The 19,194-nt window shown below is 33.6% G+C and carries 19 protein-coding genes; 16 read left to right on the forward strand and 3 right to left on the reverse strand.

The features are described 5' to 3' along the window. Positions 1 to 107 precede the first annotated feature (107 nt). Genes GQ47_RS07735 through GQ47_RS07750 form a run of 4 tightly spaced genes read left to right on the forward strand, consistent with a single transcriptional unit; the run spans position 108 to position 2,503 of the window. A complete protein-coding gene (locus tag GQ47_RS07735; RefSeq protein WP_035647007.1) occupies positions 108 to 713 on the forward strand; it encodes an NAD(P)H-dependent oxidoreductase in 606 nt (201 codons plus the stop codon). A gap of 2 nt (positions 714 to 715) precedes the next feature. Beyond that, entirely contained in the window at positions 716 to 994 is a 279-nt protein-coding gene (locus tag GQ47_RS07740; RefSeq protein WP_051951433.1) for a putative quinol monooxygenase, read from the forward strand. A 9-nt stretch (positions 995 to 1,003) separates the two neighbouring features. Next, positions 1,004 to 1,981 carry a zinc-dependent alcohol dehydrogenase family protein gene (locus tag GQ47_RS07745; protein ID WP_035647010.1) on the forward strand — a complete coding sequence of 326 codons (978 nt, stop codon included), beginning with the start codon at positions 1,004 to 1,006 and terminating at the stop codon, positions 1,979 to 1,981. A gap of 60 nt (positions 1,982 to 2,041) precedes the next feature. Further along, positions 2,042 to 2,503, forward strand: coding sequence for a DUF3291 domain-containing protein (locus GQ47_RS07750; RefSeq protein ID WP_035648077.1), 462 nt, complete (start codon positions 2,042 to 2,044; stop codon positions 2,501 to 2,503). An 89-nt stretch (positions 2,504 to 2,592) separates the two neighbouring features. Here GQ47_RS07750 and GQ47_RS07755 read toward each other — a convergent pair whose 3' ends face one another. After that, complete coding sequence (locus GQ47_RS07755) at positions 2,593 to 3,300, reverse strand: class I SAM-dependent methyltransferase (protein ID WP_035647012.1); 708 nt, start codon at positions 3,298 to 3,300, stop codon at positions 2,593 to 2,595. A gap of 224 nt (positions 3,301 to 3,524) precedes the next feature. Here GQ47_RS07755 and GQ47_RS07760 point away from each other — a divergent pair, with 224 nt between their 5' ends. Continuing rightward, complete coding sequence (locus tag GQ47_RS07760) at positions 3,525 to 4,412, forward strand: LysR family transcriptional regulator (protein ID WP_035647014.1); 888 nt, start codon at positions 3,525 to 3,527, stop codon at positions 4,410 to 4,412. Positions 4,413 to 4,768: 356 nt separating this feature from the next. After that, complete coding sequence (locus GQ47_RS07765; protein ID WP_035647015.1) at positions 4,769 to 6,055, forward strand: DUF2130 domain-containing protein; 1,287 nt, start codon at positions 4,769 to 4,771, stop codon at positions 6,053 to 6,055. Positions 6,056 to 6,115: 60 nt separating this feature from the next. Here the strand turns inward: GQ47_RS07765 and GQ47_RS07770 are convergent, their stop codons facing one another. Together GQ47_RS07770 and GQ47_RS07775 are read right to left on the reverse strand one after the other, a co-directional pair. Further along, complete coding sequence (locus tag GQ47_RS07770; RefSeq protein ID WP_051951434.1) at positions 6,116 to 6,547, reverse strand: META domain-containing protein; 432 nt, start codon at positions 6,545 to 6,547, stop codon at positions 6,116 to 6,118. A 103-nt stretch (positions 6,548 to 6,650) separates the two neighbouring features. Next, complete coding sequence (locus tag GQ47_RS07775; protein ID WP_035647016.1) at positions 6,651 to 7,424, reverse strand: META domain-containing protein; 774 nt, start codon at positions 7,422 to 7,424, stop codon at positions 6,651 to 6,653. Positions 7,425 to 7,691: 267 nt separating this feature from the next. Here GQ47_RS07775 and nirB point away from each other — a divergent pair, with 267 nt between their 5' ends. From nirB to GQ47_RS07825, 10 genes are all read left to right on the forward strand, one after another. Further along, positions 7,692 to 10,205: a nitrite reductase large subunit NirB gene (gene nirB, locus GQ47_RS07780; RefSeq protein ID WP_035647017.1), complete on the forward strand. Its 2,514-nt coding sequence runs from the start codon at positions 7,692 to 7,694 to the stop codon at positions 10,203 to 10,205. A gap of 233 nt (positions 10,206 to 10,438) precedes the next feature. Further along, positions 10,439 to 10,816 carry a nitrite reductase small subunit NirD gene (gene nirD / locus GQ47_RS07785; protein ID WP_035647018.1) on the forward strand — a complete coding sequence of 126 codons (378 nt, stop codon included), beginning with the start codon at positions 10,439 to 10,441 and terminating at the stop codon, positions 10,814 to 10,816. A 149-nt stretch (positions 10,817 to 10,965) separates the two neighbouring features. Continuing rightward, entirely contained in the window at positions 10,966 to 11,550 is a 585-nt protein-coding gene (locus GQ47_RS07790; RefSeq protein ID WP_035647019.1) for a DUF4202 domain-containing protein, read from the forward strand. A gap of 7 nt (positions 11,551 to 11,557) precedes the next feature. Further along, positions 11,558 to 13,369: a PAS domain-containing sensor histidine kinase gene (locus tag GQ47_RS07795; protein WP_035647021.1), complete on the forward strand. Its 1,812-nt coding sequence runs from the start codon at positions 11,558 to 11,560 to the stop codon at positions 13,367 to 13,369. A gap of 159 nt (positions 13,370 to 13,528) precedes the next feature. Further along, positions 13,529 to 14,188, forward strand: a complete 660-nt coding sequence (locus GQ47_RS07800) for a response regulator transcription factor (protein WP_035647022.1) — start codon at positions 13,529 to 13,531, stop codon at positions 14,186 to 14,188. Between the two features lie 97 nt (positions 14,189 to 14,285). Then, complete coding sequence (locus tag GQ47_RS07805) at positions 14,286 to 15,764, forward strand: MFS transporter (protein WP_035647024.1); 1,479 nt, start codon at positions 14,286 to 14,288, stop codon at positions 15,762 to 15,764. Positions 15,765 to 15,842: 78 nt separating this feature from the next. After that, positions 15,843 to 17,111, forward strand: a complete 1,269-nt coding sequence (locus tag GQ47_RS07810) for an alginate export family protein (RefSeq protein ID WP_035647026.1) — start codon at positions 15,843 to 15,845, stop codon at positions 17,109 to 17,111. Positions 17,112 to 17,249: 138 nt separating this feature from the next. After that, complete coding sequence (locus GQ47_RS07815) at positions 17,250 to 17,615, forward strand: hypothetical protein (protein ID WP_035647028.1); 366 nt, start codon at positions 17,250 to 17,252, stop codon at positions 17,613 to 17,615. Between the two features lie 123 nt (positions 17,616 to 17,738). Beyond that, entirely contained in the window at positions 17,739 to 18,443 is a 705-nt protein-coding gene (locus GQ47_RS22840; protein WP_152561007.1) for a hypothetical protein, read from the forward strand. 37 nt (positions 18,444 to 18,480) lie between these two features. Beyond that, positions 18,481 to 19,194 carry an exonuclease/endonuclease/phosphatase family protein gene (locus GQ47_RS07825; protein ID WP_035647029.1) on the forward strand — a complete coding sequence of 238 codons (714 nt, stop codon included), beginning with the start codon at positions 18,481 to 18,483 and terminating at the stop codon, positions 19,192 to 19,194.

A 19,194-nucleotide genomic window follows, 5' to 3' on the forward strand; every position in this document is an offset into this window, starting at 1 on the left:
GCGGCGAACCGGGCTATCCGCTAAATCTTTTTCTTTTTAAAGAAAAAAGAAAAAGGATATCGCTCCTATCCCTCACGCATCCTGAATTCATCAGAACAATAATTAAAATGAAAAAGATATTTATAATTAACGGCGGACAAAAATTTGCTCATTCAGGCGGAAAATTCAATCAAACGGTTCAGGATTGGACAGTTGAATTTCTTTCAAAAAACACAAATTACGAAATCAAAACAACGCATATCGAAAACAAAATCGACCTTCAGGAAGAAGTTGAAAAATTCGTTTGGGCAGATTTAATCATTTATCATACACCAGTTTGGTGGTTTCAAATCCCAAATCTTTTCAAAAAATACATTGATGATGTTTTTACGCAAGGACATAACAACGGAATCTACAAAAGCGACGGAAGAAGTCGAGTAAATCCAGATATTAACTACGGAACTGGCGGACTTTTACATGGACGAAAATATATGCTTACAACAAGCTGGAACGCACCTGCAACCGCTTTTACGCTTCCGGGAGAATTCTTCGAAGAAACTTCGGTTGATGACGGCGTAATGTTTGGTTTCCATAAAATGAACAAATTTACCGGAATGGAAAAAGTAAATGGATTTCATTTTCACGATGTTGAAAAAGGTGCTACACCAGAAAATATTATTACCTTTAAAGAACAGTATACCAAACACTTAGAAGAAACCTTTAAAACTTTATAATTATGATATCAATTACCGCAATCATTAAAAGTAAAAAAGAGAATATTCAACAACTTCAAAGTTTATTGAACGACTTGGTTGTCGAAACCAGAAAAGAAGCAGCCTGTGTGCGTTATGATCTTCATCATTCTGAAAACGTTTTTATAATCTGGGAAGAATGGAAAGACCAAACTGGCTTAGATCTTCACAACAATCAATCGCATTTACAGGATTTCATCAACAAAAGCGAAAATTTTGTTTCTGCTCCTATTCAGGTTTACAAAACAGCACAAATTTTATAATTAAACCACATGAAAGCATTATTCACAAATACATACGAATCTGAGTTCGTAAAAAACGAAATAGCAAAACCTACTCCTAAAAAAGGAGAAGTTTTAGTTAAAATACATGCAAGCGGCGTAAACCCAATTGACAATAAAATCAGATTAGGACTTTCTCCTTATGCTTCACCTATTTTACCAGCAATATTAGGAACTGACCTTGCCGGAGTAATTGAAGAAATTGGCGAAGGCGTAACCGATTTTAAAGTTGGCGATGAAGTTTACGGACTTGCCGGAGGTGTTTTAGGTCTTCAGGGAACTTTAGCTGAATATACTGCTGTCGATGCCGACTTATTGGCCATAAAACCAAAAAACCTAAGTATGAAAGAAGCTGCAGGAATTCCGTTAGTATTACTTACAGCTTGGGAAGGTTTAATTGACAGAGCAAAAGTTCAAAAAGGCGACAAAGTTTTGGTTCACGCGGGCGCAGGAGGCGTTGGACACATGGTAGTGCAACTTGCCAAAATTTTTGGTGCTGATGTTTATGCAACAGTTTCTTCTCAAAAAGCAGAAATCGTAAAATCTTATGGAGCAACTCCAATTGATAAAAACACAACAGTTGATGATTATGTAAATCAATACACAAACGAAAAAGGATTTGATATTATTTACGATACTATTGGCGGTCAAGCATTCGATGATTCATTAAAAGCAATTCGTCATTACGGGCAAATTAGCAGCTGTTATGCTTTTGGAACTCATACTTTAGCAACAAGTTCACTTCGTAATGCGAGTATTCATGATGTTTTTGTTTTGCGTCCAATGATTGGCAACGAAGGAAGAAAACATCATGGTGATATTTTAAAAGAAACAACAAAATTTATTGAAGAAGGAAAACTAAAACCACTTATTGATCCTAGAAAATTCACTTTAGATAATGCAATGGAAGCGCACAAAGCTGTTAGTGACAATTCTGCAATTGGAAAAATTGTTATAGATATAACTTAATTGTCTAAAATAATTACTCAGAAAAAAGCTAAATTGCTTCATATTCAGAAATATAGAAAAATGAGCAATTACCATCTTGCCGAAATTAATATTGCAAAAATGAAAGGAGTCGATATCAACGATCCCATCATGAAAGAATTTGTAGACAATTTAGATTTAGTAAATACTTTAGCCGAAAACAGCGAAGGTTTTGTCTGGAGATTAAAAGACGACAGTTATAATGCCACAAGCCTGAATCCATATAATGATGAGCAAATTATCATCAATGTATCGGTTTGGGAAAGCATTGAAACTTTGGAGCATTATATGTACAAAACTTTTCACAGCGAATTTCTAAAACGTCGTAAAGAATGGTTTCAGAAATTCGGAAAAGCGCACACAGCCATGTGGTGGATTCCAAAAGGACATATTCCAACTATGGAAGAAGCTGTTGAAAAATTAGATTATCTTCAGCAAAACGGAGCTTCAGAACTTGTTTTTGATTTAAGAAGCAAATTTCCTGCGCCAAAACAAACTGCATAGTTTTTTATTCGCCACGAATTCACGAATTAATTTAAAATCTTTATACATAGATTTTTAAAAATAAATTCGTGAATTCGTGGCTATAAAACTTATTTAATTCCTCCAAAAGCTCCGAAACACATATTCTTGTGTAAAATTTCGACTTTTGAAAAACCTACTTTTTTCATCAAATCCAATTGATAATTCATCGATCTTGGCGAATCCTCTTTTTCGATATAATCCAAAACTTTTTGGCGATACTCCGCCCCTCCTATTCCTTCCAAATATTCTCCGTAACGTTGCCAAGTATATTCATTCAACAACTCCGTGTCTTGAGTAATTAAATCAGAAATCATTAAACAACCTCCGGGTTTTAATAATTTAAACAATTTGACAAAAGTTGTTTCCCAATCATTATCATCTCTCAAATGATGTAAAACTGCACCTGCCAAGATAATATCAAAACTATTTTCTTCTAAATCAACTTCACGAATATCGCCTTGTTTTATTTCGACTTTTCCATTTGTTTCTGCTGAAACTCTTTCAAAAGCACGATTTAACATTGGCAAACTCAAATCGACTAAAGTGCAATTTAAGTTCGGCACTTTAGATAACATCTTTAATGTATAATTTCCTGCTCCGCAGCCCACATCCAAAATAGTTGTAGCATTCGGAACAATTCTTTTAGAAGCCTCAGTTATTAATTCCAAAGAAATTGTAGCGTCAATTGTGGCCACTTGTCCCGTTTCTAAATTTGAAAATCGTTCGACATCATTATCAAATCGTTCTTTAATTTCTGCAATAGTTGATTTTTTCATAGTCTTTGTTTTTTTAATCTCTCGCAGATCAAGCAGAATAAGCTAATCTTTTTGCTATTATTATGATTGGGATATTACTATGATTAAGATGATTTATCTAAAATTAATAATCTGCTTTATCTGCTAAATCTGCGAGAGACTTATTTTTTGTTTTTCAAAACTATCTTTTTCATAAATACTTTAAAAATACTATTTTTATCAATTAATAATACTTTAAAAGTATCATGAAATTACGTCACCTAAAATATTTTCTGGCTGTAGCCGAAGAACTTAACTTTACCAAAGCTTCAGAAAAACTCTTTATTTCGCAGCCTCCGTTGAGCCGACAAATAGCAGAATTGGAAGAAGAACTTCAGGCAAAGCTTTTCATCAGAAACAATAAAAAAGTAGAATTGACCGAAGCTGGAAAATATTTTGAAAAAGAAGTTAAAGCTCTCTTTCAGAATTTGGAACACATTTCCCTAAAAACAAGAAAGATAGCAGAAAACATTTCGGGAGAATTCAGAATCGCTTATATCAGTTCGATTTATTCTTCTGTAATTTCAGAATTAATAAAACATCTGAAAGCGCAATTTCCGTATGTCAATTTCAAACTTTTCGAGATTTCAACTACGAAACAAATCGATGCTTTAGAACAAGGAAAAATTGAAATGGGGATTATTCGATCACCAATTCAATCTCCTAAAATAAAATCGCATCTATGGTTTAAAGACGGATTTTCATTGGTTTACAATAAAAAATCTTTCCAAATAAAATCGGAAAACGATATTTTAAAATTGAAAGACGAAACGTTTGTTTTCTTCAATAAAGATTATGCACCGCATTATCATGAGGTTTTATTAGAACTTTGTGCTTTTTATGGCTTTACCCCGAAAATCATTCACGAAGCGAATAATATCAATTCAATCGTACAATTAGTCAAAAATGGACTAGGAATTTCGATTGTTCCTTCAAACATTGCAAAAAACAATCAGGATTCTGAAATTGGTTTTATTGAATTGAAGAAAGTGAATCTTTTTACAAATGTTTCGATTATAATTTCAAAAGAAGATGATTCTGAAATTACAAAAACTGCTGTTGATTTTTTATTGAATAAAAGTAGTTCACGCTAAGTTTTGTAATGAAATTAATCTCGCAAAGGCGCAGAGGCGCAAAGTTTTTATTTATAAGTTGCGTCCAGCTTTAGCTGGATGGGCAAATAATTAAGTTTAAAAGGCTTTAGCCAAACAACTACGGATTTGGCTAAAGCCTTTTTCAATTCAACTTTTATACCTCCAGCTAAAGCTGGAGGCAATTAAAAAAATCCTTTTAATCTTTTAATCTGTGGCTAAAAAAAAACTTTCCGCCTTAGCGCCTTCGTGGCCATAACAAAAATTCGTTACAATTTAGTACAGAAATCCACATTATAAAAAGAGAACTTTTAAATACCTTAGCAAATTCAAATTCTACAATAAAAATTCAATATAAAATGGCTGAGCAATCTTCAATTCAGTGTCCAAACTGCGGAACTCCTATCGACGTAAATGATGTTTTAAAACATCAATTGGAAGATAGTATCCGTAAAGAATTTCAACAAAAAGCAACGATCCAAAATAAAGAAATAGAACTTAAAAACGAGCAATTCGAAAAAGCTAAAGCCGAATTTGAAGCTAAAAAGAAACAGGAAAATGAGCTTTTTGCCGAACGTTTGGAACGTGAAAGAAAAATAGCTGAAAAAGAAATTTCGGAAAAACTAAAAGCGAAACTTGAGGAAGAAAACAAAGATCGTTTGTTATTGATGGAAAAAGAACTCTCTGAAAAATCTGAAAAAATCAGGGAATTAAATAAAATGGAAGGTGAAATCGCAAAATTACAGCGTGAAAAACTGGAAATGAAAGACGCGATTCAGGCTGAAGCAGAAAAGCAATTGAATGTACAATTAGGTTTGGAACGTGAAAAAATCAGAAAACAAGAAGACGATAAAAACGAACTGAAATTCAAAGAACTTCAGAAACAGCTGGAAGAACAAAAAAAGCTGACTGAAGAAATGAAACGCAAGCAAGAACAAGGCTCAATGCAATTGCAAGGTGAAGTAATGGAATTAGCGATTGAGGAATGGCTGGCCAACAATTTTCCTCTTGACAGTATTGATGAAATAAAAAAAGGTGCAAACGGCGCCGACTGTTTGCAAGTTGTCAACACAAGAGAACATCAAAACTGTGGTTCTATTTATTACGAAAGCAAGAGAACAAAAGCATTTCAACCTTCATGGATTGAAAAATTCAAAAACGATATCAGAACCAAAAGAGCAAATATTGGAGTTTTGGTAACTGAAGTTATGCCAAACGGAATGGAACGAATGGGAATGCGAGACGGAATCTGGATTTGTACGTATGAAGAATTTAAAGGCTTAAGTGCTGTTCTTCGCCAATCATTGATTCAGGTTAGTCAGGCAGTTCAGGCGCAGGAAAACAAAGGCGATAAAATGTCGATGTTATATGATTTCCTTACAAGTAATGAATTCCGTTTGCAAGTAGAAGGAATCGTAGAAGGCTTCACCCAAATGCAAAGCGATTTGGATTCTGAAAAAAGAGCGATGCAAAGAATCTGGAAACAACGCGAAAAACAAATTGAAAAAGTGGTTCACAATACTTTAGGAATGTATGGCTCAATTCGTGGCATTGCTGGAAATGCTGTACAAACTGTGAGAGCATTAGAATTGGATTTTATTGAAGACGAATCGGAAGATGAAGATTCTAAAGAATTATTGGAATAACAATATTTTGATCAAAATAAAAAAAGGCTTTGAAAATAAAATCAAAGCCTTTTGTGTTAATTAACCTTTTTTGAAAGACATTGTAAGTCCAAATTGGTTTGAAAGGAAAAGTTTATTATCCTTAATTGAATAACCTGAAGTTGTTTTTAACAACTGCGTAAACTCACCTTCTTTTTTTGCATCGCACTTTTTAGTTTCTGATGTGAAATTTGAAACTTGAATTTTCCCATCCTCTTTTGAAATCAAATTACCTTTAATCGCATTACATCCAGTCGAACCAGAAAATGCAGATGACGTAATTACAATTTTCGGAAAACTTGAAAAATCCTTCTCAGTAATGACTTTTCCGTTTAAATTCTCTAAAATCCAAGTTTGCTGTAGTTTCTTTTCAACCGAGTTTTCATTAGCAGAAGCTGTTGCTTTTGTTTCTTTAGTCGATTTACAACTGCAAACTAACGACACTGCAATTAATAGCATTAAAATCCTTTTCATGTAAAATAAATATTATAAGTTTTATTTTACAAAAATATTTTAACGCTAAAACAACCTAGATCCGAATAGGCTTTTTTTTAACTACAATACGACATATTAAATTCTAATCTACCTTCTTAAAAATAGCTAATTTCCCTGAAGGATTAGACAAAGTCAGCTGATTATTTCCTATAGAATAAGTTGTTGTACTTTGCAACGCTTTCAAAAAATCTCCTTCTTTATTTCCAGGAGCGCAAGCCATTAAAGTTGAAATTACCTTTGTGAAACGCAAAACATCTTTTTCAAAAAAGATTTGTCCCGTTATCGAATTACAGCCACCAAAACCAGAAAATCTGTTTTCTGTTGAATTAATTTCAAGTCTTGGAAACTCCCTCTGAAAATCAGTCGCAAAAACTTTGTATCCATTCAATTCTTCCAAAACCCAAATATCATGAAGTCGATAATCGGTTAAATATTTTCCGCATCCGCTCAGCTTTTTCGTTTCTAATTCCGAATTATTTTTGATTTCAACTTTTACGCTATAAGGCGAAATCGCACCAGACATCGAATCCTGACAATCCAACTGTTGAATCGTAATTGTCGCCGAAGCAGATTCATTACTAACTTTATACATCTTTACATTAGCATCCATCGCTTTTATCGCTTCAACAGCAGGAAAAACTAATTTTTCTTTTCCAGGTATTAATGATGTAAAAACGATTTCCTCATTCCCTATTTTAATTCCCCAAAACGGTTCGTTTCCTGTTCCTTTAAAGTAATATTTAAAATCTTCTTCTGTGGAACTTACAGAAGATGTTGTGCCAGATTCTTTGTTTGCAGTCGTTTTACAGCCGATTATTAAAGCTGATAACAATAATATTGAAAGTATTTTTTTCATGAGATTTTAGTTTAAAAAATATTCTTTTATAAAACATCAGTAAAATTCTTATGAATTTACGATATTTTTTTGAAACGCTTATTTAGAATCCTTTCAAATTTTAAAAAACTAAATCACTCAAAATCATCTAAAACCCGCACTACGTAAATGATTACGACAAAATACGTAGTAACAAAAACTCCTATCCACTTAAAAAAATAAATTTATTACGTATTTTTATAAGTATAAATACTTATATTTGCGTAGTAATACTTAATTAAAGAAATCATGATTAGAGTAATAGTAGTTGGAAACGGCATGGTTGGTTATAAATTTTGCGAAAAGTTTGTTGCAAAATCAGGACAAGAAAAGTATCAAATCACAGTATTTGGAGAAGAACCGAGACGTGCTTATGATCGCGTTCACTTAAGTGAGTACTTTGGAGGAAAAACGGCAGACGATCTATCACTTTCAACAAGCCAATGGTACGCTGAAAACAATATTATTCTTAACACATCTGAACTAATTACAGATATTAATCGTGATGTAAAAACGATACATACACATTTAGGCAAAACACATACGTACGACTACTTAGTTTTGGCAACAGGTTCATCAGCTTTTGTTCCGCCAATTGAAGGTGTCGAAAAAGAAGGTGTTTTTGTGTACAGAACTATCGAAGATCTTGATGCAATTATGGCTTACGCTAAAAAGATAAAAATAAAAGGCGCAACCGAAGCGGCAGTTTTAGGTGGCGGTTTATTAGGACTTGAAGCTGCAAAAGCGGTTAGAGATTTAGGATTGAATCCGCATGTGGTGGAATTTGCTCCACGATTGATGCCGAGACAATTGGATCAAGGCGCAAGCGATATGCTTCAGTCAAAAATTGAAGAATTAAACATCGGAATTCACCTTAACAAAGCAACGCAATATATTGACGGAAAGGAAAGTATAACAGGAATGATGTTTGCAAACGACGAATTGTTAAAAGTAGACATGTTGGTTATATCTGCCGGTATTAAACCTCGCGACGAACTGGCAAGAGTTTCAGGGCTTGAAGTTGGTGTACGAGGTGGAATTGTGGTAAACAATCAAATGCGAACATCAGATCCTTCTATTTTTGCGATTGGCGAAGCGGCATTATATAATCATAACATTTACGGACTTGTTGCGCCAGGTTACGAAATGGCCGATGTAGCCGCTGAACAAATCTTAAATGGTGATAAAACCATGAGAGAAACCATCGATATGTCAACACAATTGAAATTAATTGGTGTTGAAGTTGCGAGTTTTGGTGATCCTTTTATTGAAAATAATGACGTTACTGCTATTATTTATGAGAATAAATTAAGCGGTGTTTATAAAAGAATCAACGTTACCAAAGATTCTAAAACGCTTTTAGGCGGAATTTTAGTCGGAGATTCAAGCGATTATAATTCGCTTTTCCAGATTTACATCAACGAAATGGCATTGCCAAAAAATCCTGAAGATTTGATTTTAGGTTCCCGCGATGGTTCTGAAGGTTCTTCTTTAGGAAGTGTAATGGATTTGCCAGATACAGCCGTAATCTGTTCTTGCGAAAACGTAACGAAAGGTACTATCTGCTGTAAAATTCTAGACGAATCTTGTGCTACACTTTCAGATGTTGTAAAGGCAACAAAAGCAACTTCTGGTTGTGGAGGCTGTAAACCAATGGTTTCTGATTTGGTAAAAGCGACTCAAAAATCTCTAGGAAAAGAAGTAAAAGAAGTAATCTGCGAGCATTTCAACTACACGCGTCAGGAATTATTTGATTTGGTGAAAATCAATAAATACGAGAATTTCTATGATGTTCTCGATCATCACGGAAAAGGCGATGGCTGCGAAATTTGTAAACCTGTTGTAGCTTCTATTTTCTCAAGTATTTACAACGATACGGCAAACAAACACGTAACTACACAAGATACAAACGATAGATTTTTAGCCAATATTCAGCGAAACGGAACTTATTCTGTTGTTCCAAGAGTTGCCGGAGGTGAAATTACTGCCGAAAAATTAATCGTAATTGGCGAAGTGGCAAAACAATTCGATTTGTACACTAAAATTACTGGAGCACAAAGAGTTGATTTATTCGGAGCGCATTTAAGTGACTTGCCAAAAATCTGGAAAATATTAATCGAAAATGGTTTTGAAAGTGGTCACGCTTACGGAAAATCACTTCGTGCTGTAAAAAGCTGTGTTGGAAATGCTTGGTGTCGTTACGGAATGGACGACAGCGCTGGATTTGCAATAGAATTAGAAAACAGATATAAAGGAATTCGTTCTCCGCATAAACTAAAAGGTGGCGTTTCAGCTTGCATTCGCGAATGCGCCGAAGCCCGCGGAAAAGATTTCGGATTAATTGCCGTTGAAGGTGGATGGAATTTATACATTGCAGGAAATGGTGGTGCAAATCCAAAACACGCGGTTTTATTAGCCGAAAAAATCGATAAAGAAACAGTAATCAAATATATGGACAGATTCTTAATGTATTACATCCGCACCGCTGGCCCGTTAATTAGAACTTCAACTTGGCTAGAAAAATTAGACGGTGGTTTAGAATACTTAAAACAAGTAATTATCGAAGACAGTTTAGGAATCTGCGAAACATTAGAAGCTGAAATGCAAACGTTGGTAAATACTTTCGAATGCGAATGGAAACAAGTTTTAGAAAAACCAAGATTATTGAAACGTTTCAATCATTTTGTGAACTCAGACGAGAAAGATGACAACATTGCTTTTGTGCCATTAAGAGATCAAAAAATGCCTAAAGCTTGGTCGTAAAAAATGTTTTAATCTCGCAAAGACGCAAAGTCGCAAAATCAAATTCTAAAACTTAAAAAAAACTTTGCGCCTTCGCGACTTTGCGAGCAATTTCAATCATAAAGCTCCAAAAAAAAAGAAAAAAAAATCATTAAACGTTTGCTGTCCTTCTTACCCTCTTTTTTACTGCGCCATCAAAACTCTCTTGATTGTAAAAAGAGGGCTAAGAAACAGGAAATCAAAACTTAATCAAAATGGAAGAAATCTTAAATCAATACGAAACGGTTCACGCAAGCGATGCTACAATTTGGTTCAAAGCGGGTAAAGTTGAAGATTTCCCGACCAACCGAGGCGGATGCATCAAATACAAAAACAAACAAATTGCTATTTTTAATTTCACACGCCGTAACCAATGGTACGCTTGCCAAAATGCTTGTCCGCACAAAATGGAAATGGTGCTTTCAAGAGGAATGACAGGTTCTGCCGACGATATTCCGAAAATCGCCTGCCCGATGCATAAAAAGACTTTTTCTTTAGTAGATGGCTCGAACTTAAACGGAGACGATTATAACATTGCAACGTATCCTGTTAAGATTGTTGAAAATGAAGTATTTGTTGGTTTTATAGATTAAATGAATATTTTCTTCCGCCACGAATTCACGAATCATTGTGTTCAATTTGTGTCATTAATTTCACTAATATAATTCGTTTTCATTCGTGAATTCGTGGCGAAAAAAAAACTTAATTCCGTATCTTTGAAATTCTATTATCAAACCAAAAAATGACTACACCTTTTCAAAAAGCAAGCGAATGGATTGATGCTGAAAACGCTCAGGATCCAAACATCGAATTAGACCAAAACACCGAATATCCGAAAGAATTATTGTATTCAAACAGGATGTACGAAAAACTGATGCAATTTGAACCGAATGCATCAGAAGAAATTCAGATCGCTTCAAAAGCACAACATATTTGCCGATGGAAAGTCGCTCGCGAATCATACCCAATGGATCGTGTTGGTTATTTGAAATGGAGAGAAGAATTGAAAAAATTCCACGCTAAAACTACATCCGAAATTCTGGTAAAAGCAGGTTATGATCAGACTTTTATCGATCGCGTTTCTTTTTTAATTGAAAAGAAATTACTTAAAAAAGATGCTGAAACCCAATTATTGGAAGATGTTATTTGTTTAGTATTTTTAGAATATTACTTAGAACCATTCGTTCATAAACACGACGAAGAAAAACTAAAAAACATCATCAAAAAAACCTGGGATAAAATGTCGGACAAAGGACATCAGGAAGCTTTAAAAATCAATTATTCTGAAGAAAATTTAAACCTAATAAAAGCTTCTTTGGGATTGTAAAAAAGATATGAAGAAAAGCAATCAGGAAGCTGCAGAAAAAATCACTTTCAAAAATTTACGCCGTCTGTATTTTTTTGCACTTCTTACTATTGCCTTAACTATAATTGTCAGTCAGTTTTTAGTACAATACAATCTGAATCAACAGTTAAGCGATTCTAAAATCATTAATTTTTCGGGCAAGCAAAGAATGCTGAGTCAGAAAATTGTCAAAGAAGTTCTGATTTTACATTACGTTTCTGATTCGGCTACAGCCAAAAAAACTTCGCATTTAAAAGAAGTTTTAGAGCTTTGGAAAAAGAATCAAAATGCACTGGAAAATGGCAGTGATAGCTTAGCTTTTCCAAAAGAAAAAAGCGAAACACTGAATAAATTATATCTGGAAATCAATCCGATTTTCAATAAAATTGCACAAACTACAGATTCTTTTTTGTTGAATCTTCAACAGAAAAAATCGACTTCTGAAAATCAAAAACTAGTTCAGATTATTTTGGAAAACGAAGGGTTTTTCCTTTCGAAAATGAATCAGATTGTAACGCAATACGATCTTGAAGCACACGAAAAAGTTACTGAACAACGCAAAATCGAATATTGGATTTTTGGTTTTACACTTTTGGTTCTTCTTCTGGAATTCTTCTTCATTTTCAAACCAACAAACAAGAAAATCGAAAAGTTAATTGCCCAGCTTTTATCTTCTGAAAAGAAAGCACTAAAACTGGCATACGACACAGAAATTATCAGCGAAATCAAAGAAAACTCGGTAAAAGAATTAAAATCGCTTAATTATGCGATGGAAAACACTTTGCTTTATTGCCGAATTTCACCAGACGGTTCCATCATTCACATTGGAGAAAAATTTGCCAAGCTTTTAAATTACACCAAATTTTCATCTAACAAAAAATTCTCCGAAGTACTTACTGAAGACGAAAAAGAACAAGTTAATTTTGATCGTCTGATTTTCGAAAAACAACGCAGTGGCTGGCAGGGCGAAATCAAAATTATAAATAAAGACGAAAAAGAAATCTGGCTCGATTTATCGATGGTTCCTGTAATGATCAAAAAAGATGAACTGGAGCTTTTGATTGTTTGTTTCAACATCACCGAACGCAAAAAAGCGCAACGCGAGGTTGAACGTTTAAACCTTGAAAACACAACCGAAAAAATCAATCAGCAAAAGATTATTTCAAGCAAAATCGTCGAAAATCAGGAAAACGAGCAAAACCGAATCGCCAAAGAAATTCACGACGGAATCGGGCAAATGCTTACGGGTTTAAAATTCAGTTTAGAAAGCATCAATCTTGATGACCGCGAAAAATCAGAGCAAAAAATCGAGTATTTAAAGAAACTTTCTTTGGATATTATAAAAGGTGTCCGCACGGCAACTTTCAATCTAATGCCTCCGGAATTAAGCGATCACGGAATCGTTTCTTCATTGGCAAAACTCACGCAGGAACTTTCAAAGCTTACCGGAAAAGAAATCCTTTTTTACAACAAAACCGATTTTGATCAGCGTTTGGATTCCTTAATCGAAATCAATATTTATCGATTAACTCAAGAAGCCATCAACAACGCCATTAAATATGCCGAATCGTCGCATATAATTGTTCAGCTTTCTCACAGCGAAACTTTACTAAGTATTATTGTTGACGATAACGGAAAAGGTTTTGACGTCAATTCAGTCGACAAAAAACGCAACAGCGAATCCGGAATGGGACTTTTATTTATGAAAGAAAGAATCCAATACATTAACGGACGCGTTTTCATGAACTCCATTCCAGGCGAAGGCACGAGAATTACTTTTAATATTCCGATTCTTAAATGAGATAATGTGCCAATTTGATAATTAGATAATTACTTAAAGCGCCTCAAAAAATTATCTAATTGCCACATTTTCTAATTATCTAATTTAAAAATTACGTATATTAGCGTCTTCTTTATAGATGAATATACGTAAAAATCGAGAATCAAAATTAAGTAAACTATGAGTAATATCATTCGTGTAGTGCTGGCAGATGACCATGTTTTTGTTAGAGACGGAATCAAATCTTTACTGGAAAACGAAGCAAACATTGAGGTTGTGGGCGAAGCTATTGATGGTGCAGATGCTCTGGAAGTAGTTACAGAAACAAAACCAGATTTACTTATAGTAGATATTCGTATGCCAAACTTAACTGGCATCGAGGTAGTAGAAAAACTTAGAAGCGAGAATAACAACGTAAAAATCATCATGCTTTCTATGCATGAATCAGAAGAATATGTTTTAAAATCCATAAAAGCCGGAGCCGATGGTTATTTATTAAAAGGTTCGTCAAAAGAAGAATTCTTAAAAGCATTACATAGCGTTTCTGCTGGAGGGAAATATTTCAGTGGTGATATTTCTTCTATTTTAATAGGTCAATTGACTAATTCTTCTGCATCATTAGAACCTAAACAAACTTTGGGTGAAGAAATGATGATTACCAAAAGAGAAAAAGAAATCCTTACACTTTTATTATCAGGAAAAGGAAACAAAGAAATCGCCGAAGCTTTAGATATCAGCAAACGTACAGCAGAAGTACACCGTTTTAACTTAATGAAAAAATTGAAAGTGAAAAACTTAATGGAACTTTCTAATAAAGCAGCTGAGTATTCGTTAATTTAAAAAATACGTATAAATACGTAATTATTTTTCAAAAACTGCGTTTTAGCAGGTTTTGACTAAGTTTTAGTACTTACTTTTACATAAAAATATAAGTACTATGAAAAATACAAACTCACTATCGCAATCACACAAAATTTTATTTTTGAACACATTGGCTTTTACAGTGTGTTTTGCCTGCTGGACACTAAACGGCGTTCTGGTAACCTTTTTAGTCGATAACGGAATTTTCCATTGGGATGTTATTCAAGTTGGATGGCTTCTTGGAATTCCAATTTTAACGGGATCAATAATGCGTCTTCCAATCGGAATTTTGACAGACAAATTTGGCGGGAAATATGTTTTTTCACTTTTATTATTACTAAGTTCAATTCCATTGTTTCTCCTTCCTTATGCCGACAGTTTTTTCATGTTTGCTGTACTTAGTTTCTTCTTCGGAATGGTCGGAACCAGTTTTGCAGTCGGAATCGGTTATACTTCGATCTGGTATCCAAAAGAATGGCAAGGACGCGCTTTAGGAATCTTCGGAATGGGAAATGCCGGAGCTGCTATTACCACTTTTTTAGCGCCTTCTTTATTAAATCATTTCTCAATCGATGATCCGCAAAACGGCTGGAAAATACTTCCTGTTATTTACGCTATTTCGTTAGTCGTAATTGGTGTTGCCTTTTTAATTTTCGCTCAAAACAAAAAATTAGAAAGCAACGGCAAAACTATATCACAAATGCTTACTCCTTTAAAATCAGAAAGAGTTTGGCGTTTTGGAGCGTATTATTTCTTAGTTTTTGGATGTTTTGTAGCTTATTCACAATGGCTTTTGCCAAATTTCATGAACGTATATCAAACAAGTTTAGTTATGGGTGGTTTGTTTGCTACCATGTTTAGTCTTCCTTCTGGCGTTATTAGAGCTTTTGGAGGTTATTTGTCTGATAAATTTGGTGCCCGAAAAGTGATGTACTGGGTTTTGAGTTCTTCAGTAATTTTAAGTGCATTATTATCGATTCCTAAAATGGAAATTATGACTTCGGGTCCAGGAATATTAGCCGCTAAAAAAGGTGTTGTAAATGAAATCAGCGATAAAACCGTAAAAGTTGGAGATAAAGAATATCCAATTGCACAAAAAACAGCCAATACAGCTGAAAATGCCATTTTCCCAACTACTTCAAGCTGGCAGGATGTAGTTGTAGCACACAATCAAAGTGTTGCTAAAAAAGAACTAATCGCAAAAGGTGTGACTGTTATTAAATTTGATGCTAATATGTGGGTGTTCTTGGTTTTGGTTATTCTAATCGGAATTTCTTGGGGAATTGGAAAAGCGGCTGTTTACAAACATATTCCTGAATATTTCCCAAAAGAAGTTGGAGTTGTGGGAGGAATGGTCGGAATGATAGGTGGTTTAGGCGGATTCTTTGGCCCAATTATCTTCGGATATTTATTAACTGCAACCGGAATCTGGTCTAGCTCATGGATTTTTATTCTAATATTCTCAACCGTTTGTCTTGTTTGGATGCATTACACTATTCTTAAAATGGCACCTAAGAAACAACCAGAATTAGTTTTAGCATTAGATGCACAATAAATCACAACAATATGATTTTAATCACATTTTCTAAGGAAATAATCTTATAAATTTGCCTCACAATTAAAACCATGAATCATGAATAAACTAAAATTGGCCATTTTATTGCTTGTGGGAATCAGCTTTGAAATGCAGTCACAGGAATTAGATGTGAATTTGCAAATCAGGCCTCGCTTTGAATACAGAAACGGTTACAAAACTTTATTACCTTACGGACAGGAAGGCACATCTCAAATTTCACAGCGTTCCCGATTAAATTTCAATTATAAACAAGAAGATTTAATTGTAAAACTGACTTTACAAAACACAAGAACCTGGGGAGATGTAGCGCCAACTGCTGTTGCTGATAAAAATGGAGTTGCAGTTTTTGAAGCTTGGGCACAATATAATTTTACAGAAAAATGGAGCGCAAGATTAGGTCGTCAAGTGCTATCTTATGACAATCAGCGTATTTTAGGAGAACAAGATTGGGGACAACAAGCACAAAGTCATGATGCGTTGACCGTTTCCTTTCATAACGAAACTCAAAAGTTAGACTTTGGAGGCGCTTACAATTCAACTGCCGAAAATACATTTCAAACACCTTATACCGTTGCTAGTTACAAAGCGTTACAATATGCATGGTATCATAACCAATTTAACGAAGCTTTTGGTTTAAGCTTTTTATTGCTAAACACAGGTTATGAATATGCGCCTAATCCTAATCCTGCAAATAAATTATTAGTAGATTACAAACAAACTTTTGGACCTTATTTGACTTATAAAAAAGGCAAAATCGATACTAACTTTTGGTTTTACGGACAAACTGGAAAAAGTACCGATTTGCAAGTAAGCGCATGGAATGCTGCAGCTAATTTTGGATACAATATTACAGATGCTTTCAAAGCTGGTTTAGGTTACGAATTTTTATCCGGAAAAGCTTCAAACGATGGAAGCACCGTAATCAAATCATTCAATCCGATTTTTGGAACGAATCACGGTTTCAATGGTTATATGGATTATTTTTATGTTGGAAATCACTTAAATAATGTTGGTTTACAAGATGCTTTTATCAAATTGAATTATAATGTCAATAAATGGCAATTTGCTTTGATTCCGCATGTATTTTTATCAGCCGCTGATGTGGTTACGCCAGTAAATGAAAAATTAGATTCGTATTTAGGAACGGAGGTTGATGCAACTTTTGGCTATAATTTCAAAAAAAATATTACCGTTACCGGAGGTTATTCTCAAATGTTTGGATCTAAAACTTTAGAATTTATCAAAAACGGAGATGCAAATCATACCAACAATTGGGCTTGGTTGATGATTTCTGTAGATCCGAGAATTTTTAGCTGGAAAAAATAGATTTTCTTCAAAATTAACTCCTAAAAAATCCCCTTTTCCTATTTCGGAAAAAGGGATTTTTTTTTGTCTTACTAAAATTTTGTTATATGATTTAATTATTTATATTTGAAGTGATTACGAACCCCAAATTCTATCAAAATGAAACCTTTCCTAAAACTGTCAATGCTGACATTTATTGTCACGCAAACAGGCATCGCTCAAAAGTACAATGATGCCTTAATTTCTAATAATTCCGAAATAAATTTTGCCAAAACGCAAAAAAGAGGAATCAAAAAAAACAGTATTGTTTATTATGTCGAGAATGACTTACAAACAATCTCTGCCTACAAAAGAAGCAAATTGAAATGGCAAACAAATGTAATTTCGGTGTGCGGAAAACCAAAAAAAGGACAACCTGAAATTAGATATGTAGGTTATAATTCAGATAAACTACTTATCGTTATGGGAAAACATAATTTTGCTGAAATTGATGTTAATAGTGGTGTTACAACACTTGTTGGTTAAGATTGCAAAAAAGATTTTTAATAATCTAAAATATATAATCTACCCTTTTCTTATTTGGAAAAGGGTATTTTTTTTGTTTTAAAGGTAAATTATTCTAATTTTTTAATTAATATATTTGATATCATGAAGAAACTTAAAAGTTTAGCAATTATATCAGTAATTATTCTCTTTTCTAGTTGTGAGAAGAAAATCACCGATTTAGAGTTTGAGAAAAATGTAATGACCGAAATTTTCCCTAGTCTAATAGATTCAACTTGTATTGATATAAGATTATTTACAAATTTCCCTCCAGAATATGGAGAATCTATATTCGATAAAACAGGACATTACATTGGTGTTGATAGTACTAAAGCTACACCAGAGCAAAAACAAAAGCTATTAGAATGGAAAATCAATACGGAAAAAATCAAAAAAGACACTTCTAAGATTATTGTTGCTTTTGATTCAATATTGAAAGATAACCAACAAGATTTAAATAAAGATTTCGAAAAACATTTTAAAAATGCTAAAATCTATATATCAAAAGAAAAAAAAGAAACAGAATATACTTTTGATTTTAAAAACATAAAACTCAACAATAAATTTGAACTCAGAAATATTTCTCAATTTCCAAAAGAAAGAGGTCTAATTTGGTTAACCAAATACGATTTTGTTTTTTCTGGAGCAGTTTTCTTTTCTAGAATACAATTTGATAAGGATAAAAAATTTGGGATTCTAGATGGTGGCTTTGCTTGTGGTAGACTTTGCGGACAAGGTTATCGAATTTACATCAAGAAAGTCAATAATAAATGGATAATTGATAAAATTGAAAATACTTGGGTTTCATAAATTAAAAATAAAATAGTTTATTCAAAATCTTCTACAAATGAAACTCATAGCCTGGAATTGCAACATGGCATTCAGAAAAAAAGCAGAATTCATTCTCGCTTATCGTCCTGATATTGCTGTAATTTCAGAATGTGAAAATCCTGAAAAACTAAAATTCCCAGACGAAATAAAAGCACCAAACGACATTCTTTGGTATGGCACAAATCCGCATAAAGGAGTTGGTGTTTTTTCTTATAGCGATTATCGCTTTCAACTGCTCGATTGTCATAATCCGGATTTCAAAAATATTTTGCCAATTGCCGTTACTGGCGGAAAAGTTGATTTTATTTTGTTTGCAATTTGGGCAAATAATCCTAGTGATAAAGATGGCGCTTACGTAACGCAGATTTGGAAAGCGATTAATTACTACGAAGATTTAATCAAAGAAACCAAAACCATTTTAATTGGCGATTTCAACAGCAATACAATTTGGGACAAACCCCGTCGTGAAGGCAATCATACAACCGTGGTAAATAAATTAGCCGAAAAGAACATCTTCAGTACTTATCATAAATATTTCAATCAAATTCAAGGCAAAGAAGAACATCCAACTTTATATCTTTATAGACACGAAAACAAACCTTATCATATGGATTATTGTTTTGCCTCAAATGATTTTATGGAAGTTTTAGAAAGTGTCGAAATCGGAAATTATAAAGATTGGACAATGTATAGCGATCACAAACCTTTAATAATTAATTTTAATATATAA

The sequence above is a fragment of the Flavobacterium sp. ASV13 genome (assembly GCF_000745775.1).
GTDB lineage: Bacteria > Bacteroidota > Bacteroidia > Flavobacteriales > Flavobacteriaceae > Flavobacterium.